Raw genomic sequence first — 14,451 nt, 5'->3', positions numbered from 1 at the left:
TCCTGCGCTATTTCTGATCACCTATCTACTGTGATTGGTATAACAATAAACGCCACCGACTTGGGTGGCGCTTTTTTTGTTGGGTACGACCAAATCCCGCTAAAGCGTGACGCCCTCAGCCAGTAAATAAACCCCATAAGCACTGGCGAAAACAATCACAACCAAAAGGATCTTATTCCTCCCGTTAAAACCGGCTTTACCGGTTTCACGCATGGCATGAATGTAAAAGGCCAAACCCGGCAGATACAACAGAGTCGCAAGCAGTAGATGGTGAATGCCAGATGCGTAAAGTAGCCAGATACCGTAAATCGTTGCCAGAAATGCAATGGCTTTGACTTTGTACGTATCAAGCTCACTGAAAGACAATTTCATTAAGTAGGCTGCCACGAGTAGGTAGGGCACCAAAATCATTTCCGATGCGATGGTCAGCAAATCATCATATCCGCCGCCAATGACAAACATCAGAATCAGGCATAACTGAACAGCACAACTTGTTAGCCATAGTGAATAGGTGGGCGTGCCATTTTGGTTAGTTTCAGCGAAAACTTTGGGAAACATGCCGAGTTTTGCCGCAGTGTAAGGTGTTTCTGTCGCCAGCAATGTCCAGCTTAGGTATGCACCAGAGACAGAGATAATTAGCCCGATCCCAATGATCGCCGCGCCGATATCTCCAATCAATGTTTCAAGGATTTTAGCGGCTGATGGGTTCTGCAGCTTCGCCAGTTCTGGCGTTGATATCACACCCATGGAAAGTAATGTGACTGATACATACAGGAAAAGACAAATCAGTAAGCCCAGAATAGTCGCTCGACCGACGTCTTTGTTGTTCTTTGCCCGGCTGGAGACAACGACTGCACCTTCCACCCCAATAAACACCCACACCGTGATCAGCATGGTTTGTTTGATTTGATCAAATAGGCTTGGCTGATTGGCGATGTTAAGGCCGGTAAAGTCAAACGTGAACGTGTCCCATTTGAAGGCGATAAAGGTGGCAATGATAAAAACAAGAATAGGGATCAGTTTGGCGATAGTCGTTACATAGTTAACGATGGCAGCCGTTTGAACACCACGTAACACCAAAGTGTGTACGAGCCAGATAAGTATTGATGATAAAGCAACGGAAACTAACGTATTCCCGTCACCAAACAGTTTGAACGTCGGCGTGTCAAAGAACAGCCCCAGAGTGCTGAATACAATCACCAGATAGGAAACGTTGGCGACGGCCGCACTGAGCCAATAGCCCCATGAAGAAAAAAAACCGCACAAATCCCCAAAGCCAGCCTGAGCATAGCCGAACACGCCGCCCTGAACATCGGGTTTGCTTAATGTGAGTTCTTGGAAGGTCAATGCCAGACAAATCATGCCGAAGCCAGTGATCAACCAACCAAGGGAAACCGCAGCAGGGCTGGCAATGGCTGCCATATTTTGGGGAAGACTGAAAACCCCAGCACCTATCATGGAGCCAATGACAAGGGCAGTGAGTGCCTTTAAATCCAATTTATTGCTCAAAACCTAGCATTCCTACTTCGAACCGTCGGAAAAGCTGAGTATAGGCAACGGCGTAAGGTGACAATCTGTTCAGAAATGGGAAATTACGTCTTGGTGATGCTGTTGAAACCGCGATATTTATCTAGCTTCTGAAAAGGTTTCGCGGCACTCAGGGTCTGTTGACTCCAAGCGCCGCGAGGCAGTGTTCGTATTGATTTGAAGTACAGGTTAGTGAAGTTGTTCAGGGACACCTGAAATCACGAATCCTGGTGTATGGGTTTCGGTCCCTGATAGAGATTCAGCAAAATGGCTTAGCTCACCAAAGCCAATCACAGCAGCAGAGGTGTCTGATGCCAGCGCTTTACACATAAGATCTTTAGCGTCGTGCGTTGCTGTTGGACGAGCAATACGGATTTGAGATTGTTGAATGCCAGCCTGAGTAAAAAGCGAAAGAGAGAAATTGGATGGCGGCGCAATCAAGGTAATCCACTTATGACTTTCTGCGAGGCTTTTAACCAATCGCAGCAGGTAAGCCAATTCGCTCATGTTGTTTTGGTAGATATTCACAGAGACCAAATGACAGGAAATTGAATCACAGGAGATCGAGGCGTCATTGCTTTGATAACGATGTGCCTGGTGAAAGCTGCGCGCACCAGCAGCAAGACGGGCGTAATGCTCGCGAACAGCAGAACGGGTCATGTGTGTGTGGTGAACGGATTGGTTGATCGCAAACGACTGTTTCATCATGTTTTCCTGTACGAATATCCAATACTGTATGTGTATACAGTAGTTATAATTTAGTCAAAAAACAATAGAAAATTGGAAAATATCGCGAAGTTGATCACGAATATGATCCTTTTCGCCTTCGAGAAATGGTTTTTTCCGGCTGAGTGACACTGTTAAGATGTCGCCCTTGTGTGGAAAGTAACAACGAGAAAAACAACATGGATCAGGAATTCTGGCACAGCCGATGGGCAGAAAACCGCATTGGTTTTCACCTCTCGGATACCAATCCGCTTCTGGTAGAGTATTGGCCTTTGCTTAACCCTCAACGTGAAGAGGCGGTGTTTGTCCCTATGTGTGGCAAATCCATTGACCTAAGCTGGCTGGCCAGCAAGCACGATGAGGTAGTGGGTGTCGAACTGAGTGAGATTGCGGTGCGTGCGTTTTTTTCTGAGCACCTTTATACACCGACGGTCACGTCGATGAGCCCAACAATGAAGCTGTATCAATTTGATGAGCTGTCTATCTATGCCGGTGACTATTTCACTGCGCCGTTAGAAACCTATCCGCTGGTTTATGATCGTGCCGCGCTGATCGCTATGCCTGAATCCCTGCGTCAACAGTATGCGGAAAGACTATTGTCGCTTCTTAAACCGGGCGGCCGCATCTTGCTGGTGACACTTCATTATCCACAAGAGCAAATGGATGGTCCTCCTTTCAGTGTGGATGCTGACGAAGTAAGTCGGTTGTTTGAAGGCTATAAGATCACTCATCTAAACCGAGATGAGCAGGCGGATAGACCACCTAAAGGTAAAACCGCGGATTTCTTTGCAGAAGAAGTCTGGTTGATAGAATCGTAGTAAACGCACTGGAAACAAAAACGCCACCTGACGAGGTGGCGTTTTTTATGCGTGACTGTTGTCGTTTAGAAATCGACCTGAACAGATGAAGCGACACTCACGGCTTTGCTCACTGCAGAATCTGTATTGGTATCAGTAGCCAGTGCAACGCCTAAACGGCGGCGGCCGTTAATGTCTGGCTTACCGAACAAGCGAACTTGAGTATCGCTGTAACGCAGTGCTTCGGTGAGTCCCTGAAAACTCAGGTTATCCGACGTGCCTTCCGCAAGAATTACGGCAGAAGCAGAAGGACCGAACTGGCGAATTGCATTTACGGGCAAGCCCAGGAACGCGCGGACATGAAGGGCGAACTCAGAAAGATCCTGAGAGATCAGTGTCACCATACCGGTGTCATGCGGACGAGGGGAGACTTCACTGAACATCACTTCATCGCCTTTAATGAAAAGCTCCACACCAAACAGACCATACCCACCCAGCGCAGTGACCACTTTGCGCGCAACATCTTCAGCGGCTTGGAGTGCTTTCTCACTCATTGCCTGCGGCTGCCATGATTCACGGTAGTCGCCATCTTCCTGACGGTGGCCGATTGGCGCACAGAAATGAATGTCATCGATGGCACTAACAGTCAGCAGAGTGATTTCATAATCGAACTCAACGAATCCTTCAACGATGACTTTGCCACGGCCGGCGCGTCCGCCTTCTTGGGCGTAATCCCAAGCATATTGAATGTCAGAGGCAGATTTCACTACGCTCTGTCCTTTGCCCGATGAACTCATCACTGGCTTAACAACGCACGGAAATCCAACTTGCTCGATGGCTCGCTCAAACGCTTCCTGCGTGTCTGCAAAGGCGTAGGGTGAAGTAGGAACCTTCAGTTCTTCTGCTGCCAGACGACGGATACCTTCACGGTTCATTGTCAGCTGTGTTGCTCGTGCGGTAGGAACCACATTGAGCCCCAATTTTTCCAGCTCAACCAGACGGTCAGTGGCAATGGCTTCAATCTCTGGCACAACATAGTCAGGCTTTTCCTGAGCAATTACCGCCGCAAGGGCATCGCCATCCAGCATGTCAATCACATGGCTGCGATGGGCGACTTGCATTGCGGGGGCATCAGCATAACGGTCACAGGCAATGACTTCGAGGCCGAGTCGTTGGCATTCAATTGCCACTTCTTTGCCAAGTTCACCAGAGCCTAAAAGCAGGACGCGGGTTGCGCCAGGACGGGTAGCAGTACCAATCATGATATTCTTCCAATCATTCAAATGTCTGGCCGCAATTCTACCTTAAGCAAACGTTTGCGCAAACGTTTGTTTTTATCCTGAGACACTTGAAAACCTTTTGTTCTGGGTGACGTTTTGAAAGACCTCATAAGAAAAAGCCGCTCAATTTGAGCGGCTTACAAAAGCAGTTAGCGGTTTGTCGGTTTTCGTGTTTCCCAATGGGTGATGAAGAATACCGCAGCAATGATGATAGCAGCACCAAGCCAGAGTCGGCCTGGTGGCACCCAGCCAAATACCAAGAAGCCAAACAAGACGTTCAGTGGCAGCTTTGCATGGTCAAAAGGCTGTACGAACGAAGCATCTGCCACAGCGTAAGCTTTGGCAATCGCCCATTGAGCTAAAGCGGTCAAAAGGCCCGCGCCCAGAAGCATCAACCATACAGTTTGACCGCTTGGCATTGTCCATTCTGGCGCTGCCAGCAAAATGTTGAATGGCGTGATAAGAAGCAGCAGATAAACCACCATGGTGGTTGGTGAATCATAGTGCGATAGTTTTTTCACCATCAGAGAGTAGGTTGCCCAGAAGAAAGCAGCGCCCACCGGCAGAAGCGTTGCCCAGTTAAAATCATCTGACCAAGGCTCCAATATGATCATGGCGCCCACAAAGCCGCTCAACGTTGCAAACCAGCGTGCAGGGCCGACTCTTTCACCAAGGAAAAGGCCAGAGCCGATGGTGGCGAATAGTGGTGATGTCATCAGCAGTGCGATGCCTTGCCAGATTGGCACAGGATAAGCCAAAGCCCAAAGCCAGAGCTGGATACCAATCACCGAGAAAAAGACTCGCAGACAATGCAAACCAAGGTGATCGGTTTTCAAGGCCTGACGGATTCCCATGGTTTTCAACCACGGAAGCATAACAACCAGTGCGATGAAATATTGGACAAATGCTACTGTTGTTGAGGGCAGCTGCATTTTAAAGCTCACATACTGCGCGAGACTGTTCACCATCGCGAAGCAGACACCGGCGGTCAGCATCCATGTGGCGCCAAGAATAGGGTTGTGTTGTTGGCTCATGTGCGTGTAGGAAAGAGAAAAAGTGTTCCGATACTAGCGAAAAAATTGTGCATGGGAAGGGGAAAAAGTAAAAACGCCGGGAATATCCGGCGTTTTTTAACGTCAGTGCTTCGAAAAGGCATTAAATCGCCAGATAACCCAAAGGAATGTCAGGGTTTAGCGCTTCCAACATCGCCTGGGTATCTTGCAGGTGACTGTTGTTGGCATTGGCGGTTTCAACCAAGACCACTTCCTGAATGTCAGTCAAAGGCGCATTAGCCAGGTTCATTAAGTTCAGGGCGACCTGAAGTGGAGGCAAGCTTGGGTTAAACGCAGCGTTCTCAGCATACATACCAGTGAAGACATTACCTTTGGTATCACGCACCGCAACACCGCTCAGATTGCGGGTGTATGGTGCATGACTGCGGTTAGTGGCTTGAACTGCAGCCTTAATCAGCTCATCGTCTTCTTTTGCGGCTAACCCGTGATTAACTGGCGCTAACAAGGGTTGGTCGACACCGAGATCTGACGGGCCAAATGCTTCTGGCAGATAACTGTGCAATAGCTTGGCTTCACGCTCTGGCAATTGGACTTGCAGCAATTCTGCACCACTCAACTCGTTCATGAACTGACGGCAATGACCACACGGGCTGTAATTGATGGTGATATCTGTCAGGCGGGTTTCACCTTTCAGCCAGGCGTGACTGATGGCTGATTGCTCAGCATGAACAGACTGATTCAATTGAACACCTTCATATTCCATGTTTGCGCCCAGATACAAGCGGCCTGATTCGCCACGTGCAATGGCACCAACATAGAACTTTGAAATGGGGGCAACCGAATAAGCGGCGGCTACTGGCAAGAGGGCAACGCGTGCCTCGGCGTCTGAAAGTCCGGTTTCTTCAAGCAGTGCGGCAAAGTCTTGGGCACTGATTGTGGCATCAAATTCTGGTGCAGAAACGATCTTGTTCACTGCTTCTTTGAACGGAGTAGGTAAAGCTGCAACTGCTTCCTGAACGCTAGCTCGCATGTTCGCTCCAATGCTCTTGTTATGGGAGAGTATTCTAAAGCGAAATATAGCTCAATTAACGTGATGTGCATCACTTAATATGTGTAACGCAATATTCCATTTCATTAATTAGGGTGAACTCACATGAATTCGATTTCATTTGATACCTGTCATGTTGCGGTGTAATTAACAACAAACGCAATAATCGGATACACAAAGGGGGCGAGAATGGTGGTGATGATGCCGCAAATCACCAAGGCCAGTGAACTCATGGCACCTTCCTGATAATTACTCTCTGCCGCTTTTGCTGTGCCAATGGCGTGAGAAACTGCACCAATGGATAGTCCTCTCGCCAGCGAAGATTTCACCTTCAACGCATTCAGCAATGGATACCCAATCAAAGCGCCAAACAATCCCGCGACCACTACCAACGCTGCTGTGACGGCAGGGATCCCACCAATGTGCTCAGCGGTGCTCAAAGCAAAGGGCGTTGACACAGATTTGGGCAAAACAGACGCAGCGATTTGTAAGTCACCACCTACCCACACGGCAATGAGTGAACCTAAGATCATCGAAGCGCAACTCGCTAAGGTGCAGGCAATAAGAATGGTTCGCCAATGTCGGTGGATGACATGCATTTGCTCATACAGCGGATAAGCCAATGCAATAACCGCAGGGCCAAGCATGAAGTTAATGATTTGGTTCTGCTCAAAATAAATCTGGTAGGTATCACCGCTATAAATGACCATGGGCATGAGCACTATCAAGCTAATCAACAGCGGATTGAAAACAGGATGACGAAGCTTGAGGGCAATCTGTCGGGCAATGGCATAGACAATCAGTGTCGCGATAATCCACATGGCTCAGTTCTCTTCCTTATCTTTGTCCAGCAGTTTAGCCATCACCACTAATACAATCAGCGAGCTCAACACTGTAGCACCTAGCAAAGGCAAGGAGTCAGAAACCAGTAAAGTGAAGTGATCCATCAATCCCATACTGGCGGGGATAAAAAACAATGGCATGACCATGATCAGTAACGTGCAGGCATCTTTTACCCAGCGTCCAGGCACCACGCCTGTGGTCAGGCTGACAAAAAGTAACAACATACTGACGATGCTGCTTGGAAAAGGCAGATGCAGGAAAGTCGTAATAAGACTGCCGATCGCGTAGTAGAGCGCGATCAACGCAAATCCGATCAGGTAGTTCACTATTTTTCGTCTCGCTTGTTCAGAATGACAGACATTCTACTACGAGACCGTATATGAAACCTTGTTCCATTCGAGGAAGATCACACAAAAAAACGGCAGTCCAAGCTGCCGTTAGTTTTCATGTCATCACGTTAGAAGAAGTAGACGGCCCCCGCGGCTGCAGCGACTAAAAAAGTGACAGCACTCAGGAAAAGATGGGCGGTTTTTGGATGGGGTTCTGGTTCCGCGATGGCCTCTTCCAGATTGATATCGAGTTCGTCTGGCAGTGAAGGGTCGGGCGGTAACTCGTCTTGTCGCTGATATGTTTTTTGTGGCAAGGCGATGCGATAACCATGATCTCCTACGACATCCAGAGGAAGTACTTTTTCACCTTGGCGATAGGATTTCGCGAGCAGTGAGCAAATACTGTTTTGATGCTGGGAGAACGAAGAGTCTGGCAAAGAGGTCGCCGTGTATAGGACTCTCGCTGAAAGTACTTCGCCCGCATGGTAGCAAAGCATTTCAAGCAGTCTACATTCTTCATAGGTCAGGGTAGTGACTGTGCTGTCACGCCAATACAGAGAACGGCTCTCAGGTTCGAAATCTACATCTGAAAATCGGTAGCAGCGACTGTTGACCTTGGTGACCATCTCATTTCCCACACGGCAATCTCTTATAAGAAAAGTGTGGACTCAAATCACAGAATTTCAAATGAAACGCACCTAAAAATACAGGTGCGTAAAGCGAACATCACACGGTAAACAATTGATCTAGGTCGAGAGCCTAAGATACCAGTGACTCGACATAGTGATAAACGGATTTAAGAATCTTAAATTTTTTATCGTCACTTTGATTGGCTTCAGCCAGTGCTTCCAAATTTGCCATATAAGCAGGTAACTCAGCCTCGAAATAGTCGCGACGATGCATGTGCCATTTTTTCTGCTCGCTATCACTTAATGTAGCGGGATAGTTTCGTGCTCGATAGCGGAAAAGCAGTGGCTTGATGCGCTTATCTGAAACCTGTATATCCAGAGCCGCCAGATTTTCCGGTTTGGTCTGGCGGATGATATCCATGGTAGAGCGGTCAGATGGTGAGAAGAAGCCGTCATAAAGCGCGGCATCGACATTGCCGGACGATTGATATTCCGGCTTCTCGGCATAAAGTGCGACAAGCTTTTCACGGACAGAGGGATTGGCTTGGAGCTTTTTCAGATTATCCAGACACTGTTGGCGGTCAATACCCAGTCGGACCGCATCTTCCGGGCGCAGGGTTTTAGCTTCAGCAAGCACAGGACATTTGTTGATGTGAATGAGTTTGATAGGTGCAGGTAACTCGTCCGGAGCCAAATCAGCATGTTTACTGTACAGGCGTTCACGAAGGGCATCGGTATCCAAATCGAATAATGGCGAAGGATCACGTGCTAAATCGACAGCAATGACTGCGTTTTTGTTTTCAGGGTGCCATGCAACAGGCACTACCCAGCTGGTGTTACTGCGCTCCGTACCGAACATGCCAGAAACGTGCACCAATGGTTTCATGGAAACCACATCAATCAGCGGTGTCAGCTTGTTTTTATTTCGGTATGTATAGAGGTAATCAAACAGACGTGGTTGCGACGTTTTCAGCTTTTTCGCCATTTCAATGGTGGCATGAACATCGGCCATCGCATCATGCGCATTGCTGTGTTCGATGCCATTTTCTACTGATAGGTGTTCCAGTTTGAAGCTGATCTTCCCTTCACTGTTTATTGGCCACTCAATGCCCTCAGGACGCAGCGCATAAGCGGCGCGCATGGCATCCAAAAGATCCCATCTTGAATTGCCGTTCTGCCAGCTCCACCCATAAGGGTCGAAAAAGTTGCGGTACAGCGTGTAGCGCGTCACCTCATCGTCAAACCGGATGTTGTTGTAACCCACAGCGCAGGTGCCGGGTACGGACAATTGTTCGTGGATCTTGGCAATAAATTCTGGCTCTGGCAGCCCGCGGGTGACAGCAGTTTGCGGCGTAATACCTGTGATCAGGCATGCTTCCGGCTGTGGCAGATAATCATTGGGTGGCTGACAGTAAATGACCAACGGCTCTCCAATGATGTTGAAGTCTTTGTCTGTTCTGATGCCGGCAAACTGGCACGGGCGATCAAGGGCAGGGCTGGTTCCAAAGGTTTCGTAATCGAAGAAGAAAAAGGTAGGTTCGTTGGCTTGTGTCACGGTGTTATCCAAGGGTTTGATAGACCAGAGGATGTTACCGCAAATTATCCGAGAAATCTTGTGTGTCCAGCGAATATCAGGCCCCAAAAGGGGCCTGAAACTGAGAAATTACACTGGCATGGGTTTGTGTACGAGATAGCCCTGCAGGTAATCGATACCCAGTTTTTTGAGGTATTCCGCTTCCTCTTCTGTTTCTACGCACTCCGCCACAATGCTCATTTTTAATGTGTCAGCAATTGAACGCAGGTCTTCAATGATGGTGCGTTTAATGGGGTCTGTGATGCAGTTTCGCACAAGAGAACCATCAATCTTTACGGTGTCCACGGGCATGGTTAACAGCTGGTTGTAGGTGGCATGACCTGCACCAAAATCATCCAATGCCAGACGGAACCCCTGAGACTTTAGCCACTTCAGGTTTTCTAGCAACAAATCAGGGTTATCGATCGACCCAGACTCCACAATCTCGATGTTTATTTTGTCTGCAGGCATGCCGTTTGAGGTTACCCAGTCAATCAACTCGGACACAGCAATAGCATCGCTTAGATAGTCGGGTGTCAGATTAACAGAGCCATAGTCAAAGCTTTCGGGTGCCAGTTTACTGAGGTAGTCCAGTTGGCGCATCACGATTTTGTGCTCCAGTTGCTCGAGGTATCCCAATTTTTGCGCGCAGTGGAACACGGTGGCGGTATTCAGCACTTTGCCATCGAAAGAGAAACGACTCAGCAGCTCGAAACACGCTTTATCTGGCGTGGCGATGTTGAGGTAGTTCTGACGCAGGATCTGTACTTCACAGAGATCTAACTCTTCCAACATCGCGATGTAATCATCAAGCGAGGTGTCATCGCAATTCACCACAGATCCCGGCGTGCCTTTGTCGCCAAGACGCATGTTGACGTTGAGTCGGTTGACGGCTTGCTTGATGCGAATCCCTTTTCTGCAGCTGCAGTAATAAACCTTGTCGGGGTAAAAACTGATCTGGCGTTGGTCCAGATAATCATCCAGCTTCGCTGGGATAGCATTTAACTCCGCCATGGCATTTTCTGAGCTATTGGTCAGAATGACGAGCGCTGAGACGTCATAGAGCATGTAGCTTTGATCGTAGAGTGTGGTGTGTTGCTGAAAGAATCGGGAGATCTGGCGCAAGATCCTGTCTCGTTTTTCCAGCGGATACTTGAATACCGGGCGCAGATCGATAGCAGCAACGACAAAGTTTTCCTTTGTTGCCGAATCGGCATCTAAACGCTGGTAAGAGCCAAAGTGACTTTGCTTATCGAAGTAGAGGCTTTTGAGGTTGCTTTCTATTTCGAGACGCAATGAGCGTTTGTATTCAAGCATGATGTATATGATCAGCGAGAACATAAAGAACAAGGAAAGGCGCGTATTCAGCGTATGTATATCGTCATAAGCATCAGCATGGAAAATCATGCCAAAGCCGATAATCATGATCAGCGTCTGTGCCAGCTCCGAAAAATTGAAGACTGCTAGCGTCACGAGTGGCGCTAACAACAAGTAGGTAAGGTAAGGGGCACTTGAATTGGTGTCTGTGTAATTGAGCACCAGAAGGATACCCGCGACCAAGACGACTTTGTATAGCCAATCTACTTTGGACAGTGTCAAAAAAGACGTGAAGTAGTCTCTCACGCTACTTGGGTTTTTAATGCCATACAGTGCCAAAGCAATGATTGGAGCAGTGATCAATATCGCGATGGAATCAGTCAGGTAAAGGTTTAATGCGGCATCAAGATCGTAGTTGTTAGGCGCTAAGACAGCGAGTGTTAATGCGCCAACACTTGGCGCGACAAACACGTAGAAACAGAAAGCGACGCGCACAGAATGTGGGTGCTCTCGCAGACGCTCAAAGGCAACGACAGAAATGTAGAGGGTAACCGTCATGAACAGGGTGTACATGTATCCCACCCCTGAAGGGATTGGGTTTAAAAAGGTATAGAAAGCCATCAACGCGAAAAACTGGCCTGCGACGCCGGCTCTACCATACATGTAGCAAACGGCCACCATGGCTCCGGATGTAACAGAGAAGAGCTGCGCACCAACCCAGCCGCCCATCGGGTACCAACCCAGTTGGGTACTGAAAAGCACCAGTGCGAAGGAGAACAACCCTAAAAATATGTCATTTCTCAGGGAGGTTTTATGATGAGTGAGAATGTCTTTCACGCCAGAGTTACCTTATTACGGCCGCGGTGTTTTGAATGATATAAAGCGGCATCCGCGGCTTTGTATGCTTGTGAAAAGGTTGTGTTAGTAGCAACGTGACCACCGATAGAGACGGTGACGGACAATCCCATTATCTTTTTCCCTGCAATGGCTTGCCTGATTTGCTCTGCCTTATCAAACAACGCGTTGCGCTGTATGCCTTTGAACATGACAATAAACTCTTCGCCACCCCAGCGCACAGCCACGTCTTCTGAGCGGATGTGTGAAGAGAGTATGCTGGCACAGGCTTTGATCACTTCGTCACCAGTTTGATGCCCGTGTTCATCATTAATCTGCTTAAAATGATCGATGTCTATCACCAACATGGCAAAGCGGTTCATGCGGTTGAATCGCGGCTCATAAAAATCTCGCCTGAACAACCCCGTCATTTCATCGCGCTTAATGGAATGATCACGACGACGAAAAGAGTGAAACGCAAGATGCAGCAAAGTCGCCAGCAGAAAGGACGGCGCCAGGCTTGCTTTCAATACATCAAGGTAGTGGAATCCAACCTGGTAAGGTCCATCATTTGCACAAGGGAGTTTTCCTTTCTCGGAGTAGATATTGTTTAGGCCATCTATGTTCAGAACGGTGTTGTGCTCTTTGTTGTAGGCATCAACAATGTCTTGTGTGCGGCTTTCCTTGATATCTACGGCGACAATGGCATTCAGAGCCTGATTATTGTGGATCGGGTAATAGATAGTACGAATACGCTGGTGGGTTTCACTCTCCACATACGCTTCCGTCATTCGCGTAATGCAGCCATAGAACTCACGATATGTATTGTTCAGGCGTTCGCGCTCAACCATGGCATTAATTCGGTCACTTGGCGCATAGGTGTCGAACGACGCAAGATAACCTGGGCGCAATGGGTAAAACACACCATAACGGCTGGGCACATCTAAGACGGCAATAGACCAGACAGAATCCGGCGCACAGGTATCTAACCTGTTGTTAAGTTTGTCTAGCCCATCAGACAAGTGTTTGACCTGAGTGTTGTCCTGACGCACGACCACACTGATGTCGCCAAACTTGTGCACACCGTTGTGCATGGTGAGCGACGGTGAATTGTTATAAAAAGAACCAAAGCGACGGATGGTAGTAAACAGGCGGCGATAATCATCATCCAGCTTTTCAATCAGCTGTTTCGAATGCGCCATGTTGTAAAGCTGATAGCCAGTAGAAAGCACTAATAGCATCAGTAAGCACAATTTGACGAATGGCATGAGATATAACTGCTTCATCGAGCGGCGAATTTTCTTTGCCATTACATTTGTTGTCATCGGGAGTGAAATCGCTTGTAAATGTGATCTGGGTATGATTTTTCGGCGAGTGTAAACTTTTTATCCGTTTGATCAACGAGGAAATTTTATTGGAATTATGAGTAAATTCGATTGTTGATCTTGTGTGTGTTGAGATGGTGTCTATATGTAACTAATGAAATGAAATCAAATGGGTTTATGAAAGGTCATTTATAAGGTTGTTTGAGTATAAACAACATGGAGATGAATTAAGGCCTGTGTGATGTCAGGAAAATTAGCGTTCACTTAAAGTAAGGAACAATCAATCGTGGAAGTAACACCTTGTAATCCAAACATCGGTGCCGAAATTTCTGGTGTAGATCTGGCAAATTGCGATGAGCAGACGTTTGCAGAGATTTATCAGGCTTTCTTAACATACAAAGTCATTTTCTTCCGCGACCAGTTTCTTTCCCCCGAAGCTCAACTTAAACTTGCTGACAGATTTGGTGAGTTGGAAGAGCCACATCCTTTCTTCCCTCATGTATCAACACACCCTCAAGTCAGTGAAATTGAAACGACGCCCGGCAATCCGCCAGGTATAAGCTATTGGCATACAGACATGACCTGGCAATCTGCACCGCCAAAATGCTCGGTGCTTAGTGCTCAACATTTACCGGATAAAGGCGGGGATACTATTTGGGTCTCGATGGAAGCGGTTTATGCGTCCTTGCCCGAACCCTTAAAGCAAAAGCTGGTTGGTAAAACAGCCATCCATGCGGTTCACGGCTTTGCGGGTAGCCGCTTTGACGATGTGAACAGTGATGGGGAGAGCCGTGTCGACGGCATTTCGAAAGGCATGGTGGCGGTGAAACATCCTGTTGTTGCTAAGCACCCGGAAACTGGTCATCCAACCCTTTATATCAATGAGCAGTTTACCCGGCGGCTCGACGATCCTTGTATTGAGGAAGAGGGGATAACGTTAGATAGGTTATTTGATTACGCCCATAATGCATCGCTTCAGGTAAGGTTTCGCTGGGAAACAGGAAGTGTCGCTATTTGGGATAATCGCTGCACCCAGCATTTTGCAGTGACTGACTACGGTGACAAACCAAGGAAGTTACACAGAGTTGTAGTGAAAGGAACCCCACTTGAGCCTTTCGAGCTGTATCGGTAGGTGTTTTAAATACAACTCGCGAAAATTCTCCTATCTGGAAGTCTATTAACACATAACTCAATATGTGTAGCTGCCTTT

General features: G+C 47.9%; 13 protein-coding genes. 2 read left to right on the top strand and 11 right to left on the bottom strand.

Going from position 1 to position 14,451, the window contains the following annotated elements:
* Positions 1-99: 99 nt before the first annotated feature.
* Complete coding sequence (locus RN22_RS04825; RefSeq protein WP_046303325.1) at positions 100-1,509, bottom strand: basic amino acid/polyamine antiporter; 1,410 nt, start codon at positions 1,507-1,509, stop codon at positions 100-102.
* Positions 1,510-1,716: 207 nt separating this feature from the next.
* Positions 1,717-2,235, bottom strand: coding sequence for a hypothetical protein (locus RN22_RS04820; RefSeq protein WP_231590847.1), 519 nt, complete (start codon positions 2,233-2,235; stop codon positions 1,717-1,719).
* 197 nt (positions 2,236-2,432) lie between these two features.
* Here RN22_RS04820 and RN22_RS04815 point away from each other — a divergent pair, with 197 nt between their 5' ends.
* Entirely contained in the window at positions 2,433-3,071 is a 639-nt protein-coding gene (locus RN22_RS04815) for a thiopurine S-methyltransferase (protein WP_046303323.1), read from the top strand.
* Positions 3,072-3,136: 65 nt separating this feature from the next.
* On the opposite strand, the gene purT is transcribed toward RN22_RS04815, so the two are convergent.
* From purT to RN22_RS04770, 9 genes are all read right to left on the bottom strand, one after another.
* Positions 3,137-4,312, bottom strand: coding sequence for a formate-dependent phosphoribosylglycinamide formyltransferase (gene purT, locus RN22_RS04810; protein ID WP_046303322.1), 1,176 nt, complete (start codon positions 4,310-4,312; stop codon positions 3,137-3,139).
* A 167-nt stretch (positions 4,313-4,479) separates the two neighbouring features.
* Positions 4,480-5,364, bottom strand: coding sequence for a DMT family transporter (locus tag RN22_RS04805; RefSeq protein ID WP_082111360.1), 885 nt, complete (start codon positions 5,362-5,364; stop codon positions 4,480-4,482).
* A gap of 121 nt (positions 5,365-5,485) precedes the next feature.
* Positions 5,486-6,373, bottom strand: a complete 888-nt coding sequence (gene cdd, locus RN22_RS04800) for a cytidine deaminase (protein WP_046303321.1) — start codon at positions 6,371-6,373, stop codon at positions 5,486-5,488.
* A gap of 149 nt (positions 6,374-6,522) precedes the next feature.
* Positions 6,523-7,212, bottom strand: a complete 690-nt coding sequence (locus RN22_RS04795) for an LrgB family protein (protein ID WP_046303320.1) — start codon at positions 7,210-7,212, stop codon at positions 6,523-6,525.
* Positions 7,213-7,215: 3 nt separating this feature from the next.
* The gene (locus RN22_RS04790) at positions 7,216-7,560 is read right to left on the bottom strand and encodes a CidA/LrgA family protein (protein ID WP_002540550.1); all 345 of its coding nucleotides are present in this window, start codon (positions 7,558-7,560) and stop codon (positions 7,216-7,218) included.
* Positions 7,561-7,691: 131 nt separating this feature from the next.
* Positions 7,692-8,201 (bottom strand): hypothetical protein, encoded by a 510-nt coding sequence (locus RN22_RS04785; protein ID WP_156168168.1) that lies wholly within the window; start codon positions 8,199-8,201, stop codon positions 7,692-7,694.
* Between the two features lie 121 nt (positions 8,202-8,322).
* On the bottom strand, positions 8,323-9,747 hold the full coding sequence (gene sbcB / locus RN22_RS04780) for an exodeoxyribonuclease I (protein WP_046303318.1): 1,425 nt from the start codon (positions 9,745-9,747) through the stop codon (positions 8,323-8,325).
* A 108-nt stretch (positions 9,748-9,855) separates the two neighbouring features.
* On the bottom strand, positions 9,856-11,919 hold the full coding sequence (locus tag RN22_RS04775; RefSeq protein WP_046303317.1) for an EAL domain-containing protein: 2,064 nt from the start codon (positions 11,917-11,919) through the stop codon (positions 9,856-9,858).
* Positions 11,916-13,226 (bottom strand): sensor domain-containing diguanylate cyclase, encoded by a 1,311-nt coding sequence (locus tag RN22_RS04770; protein ID WP_231590846.1) that lies wholly within the window; start codon positions 13,224-13,226, stop codon positions 11,916-11,918. The genes RN22_RS04775 and RN22_RS04770 overlap by 4 nt, the downstream gene beginning before the upstream one ends.
* A gap of 298 nt (positions 13,227-13,524) precedes the next feature.
* On the opposite strand from RN22_RS04770, the gene RN22_RS04765 reads away from it, so the two are divergent.
* A complete protein-coding gene (locus tag RN22_RS04765; protein ID WP_197076252.1) occupies positions 13,525-14,373 on the top strand; it encodes a TauD/TfdA family dioxygenase in 849 nt (282 codons plus the stop codon).
* The last annotated feature ends 78 nt before the right edge of the window (positions 14,374-14,451 follow it).

Source organism: Grimontia sp. AD028, assembly GCF_000973155.1.
Classification (GTDB): domain Bacteria; phylum Pseudomonadota; class Gammaproteobacteria; order Enterobacterales; family Vibrionaceae; genus Enterovibrio; species Enterovibrio indicus.
Note: the sequence above shows the minus strand (reverse complement) of the source record. Positions and strands in the feature narration are given on the sequence as shown.

What these genes read in the sequence shown, in the direction of transcription:
- RN22_RS04805 (WP_082111360.1), bottom strand. Translation starts at nt 5,364, where the DNA reads ATGAGCCAACAACACAACCCTATTCTTGGCGCCACATGGATGCTGACC.
- RN22_RS04815 (WP_046303323.1), top strand. Translation starts at nt 2,433, where the DNA reads ATGGATCAGGAATTCTGGCACAGCCGATGGGCAGAAAACCGCATTGGT.
- purT (WP_046303322.1), bottom strand. Translation starts at nt 4,312, where the DNA reads ATGATTGGTACTGCTACCCGTCCTGGCGCAACCCGCGTCCTGCTTTTA.
- RN22_RS04770 (WP_231590846.1), bottom strand. Translation starts at nt 13,226, where the DNA reads ATGGCAAAGAAAATTCGCCGCTCGATGAAGCAGTTATATCTCATGCCA.
- RN22_RS04795 (WP_046303320.1), bottom strand. Translation starts at nt 7,212, where the DNA reads ATGTGGATTATCGCGACACTGATTGTCTATGCCATTGCCCGACAGATT.
- cdd (WP_046303321.1), bottom strand. Translation starts at nt 6,373, where the DNA reads ATGCGAGCTAGCGTTCAGGAAGCAGTTGCAGCTTTACCTACTCCGTTC.
- RN22_RS04820 (WP_231590847.1), bottom strand. Translation starts at nt 2,235, where the DNA reads ATGATGAAACAGTCGTTTGCGATCAACCAATCCGTTCACCACACACAC.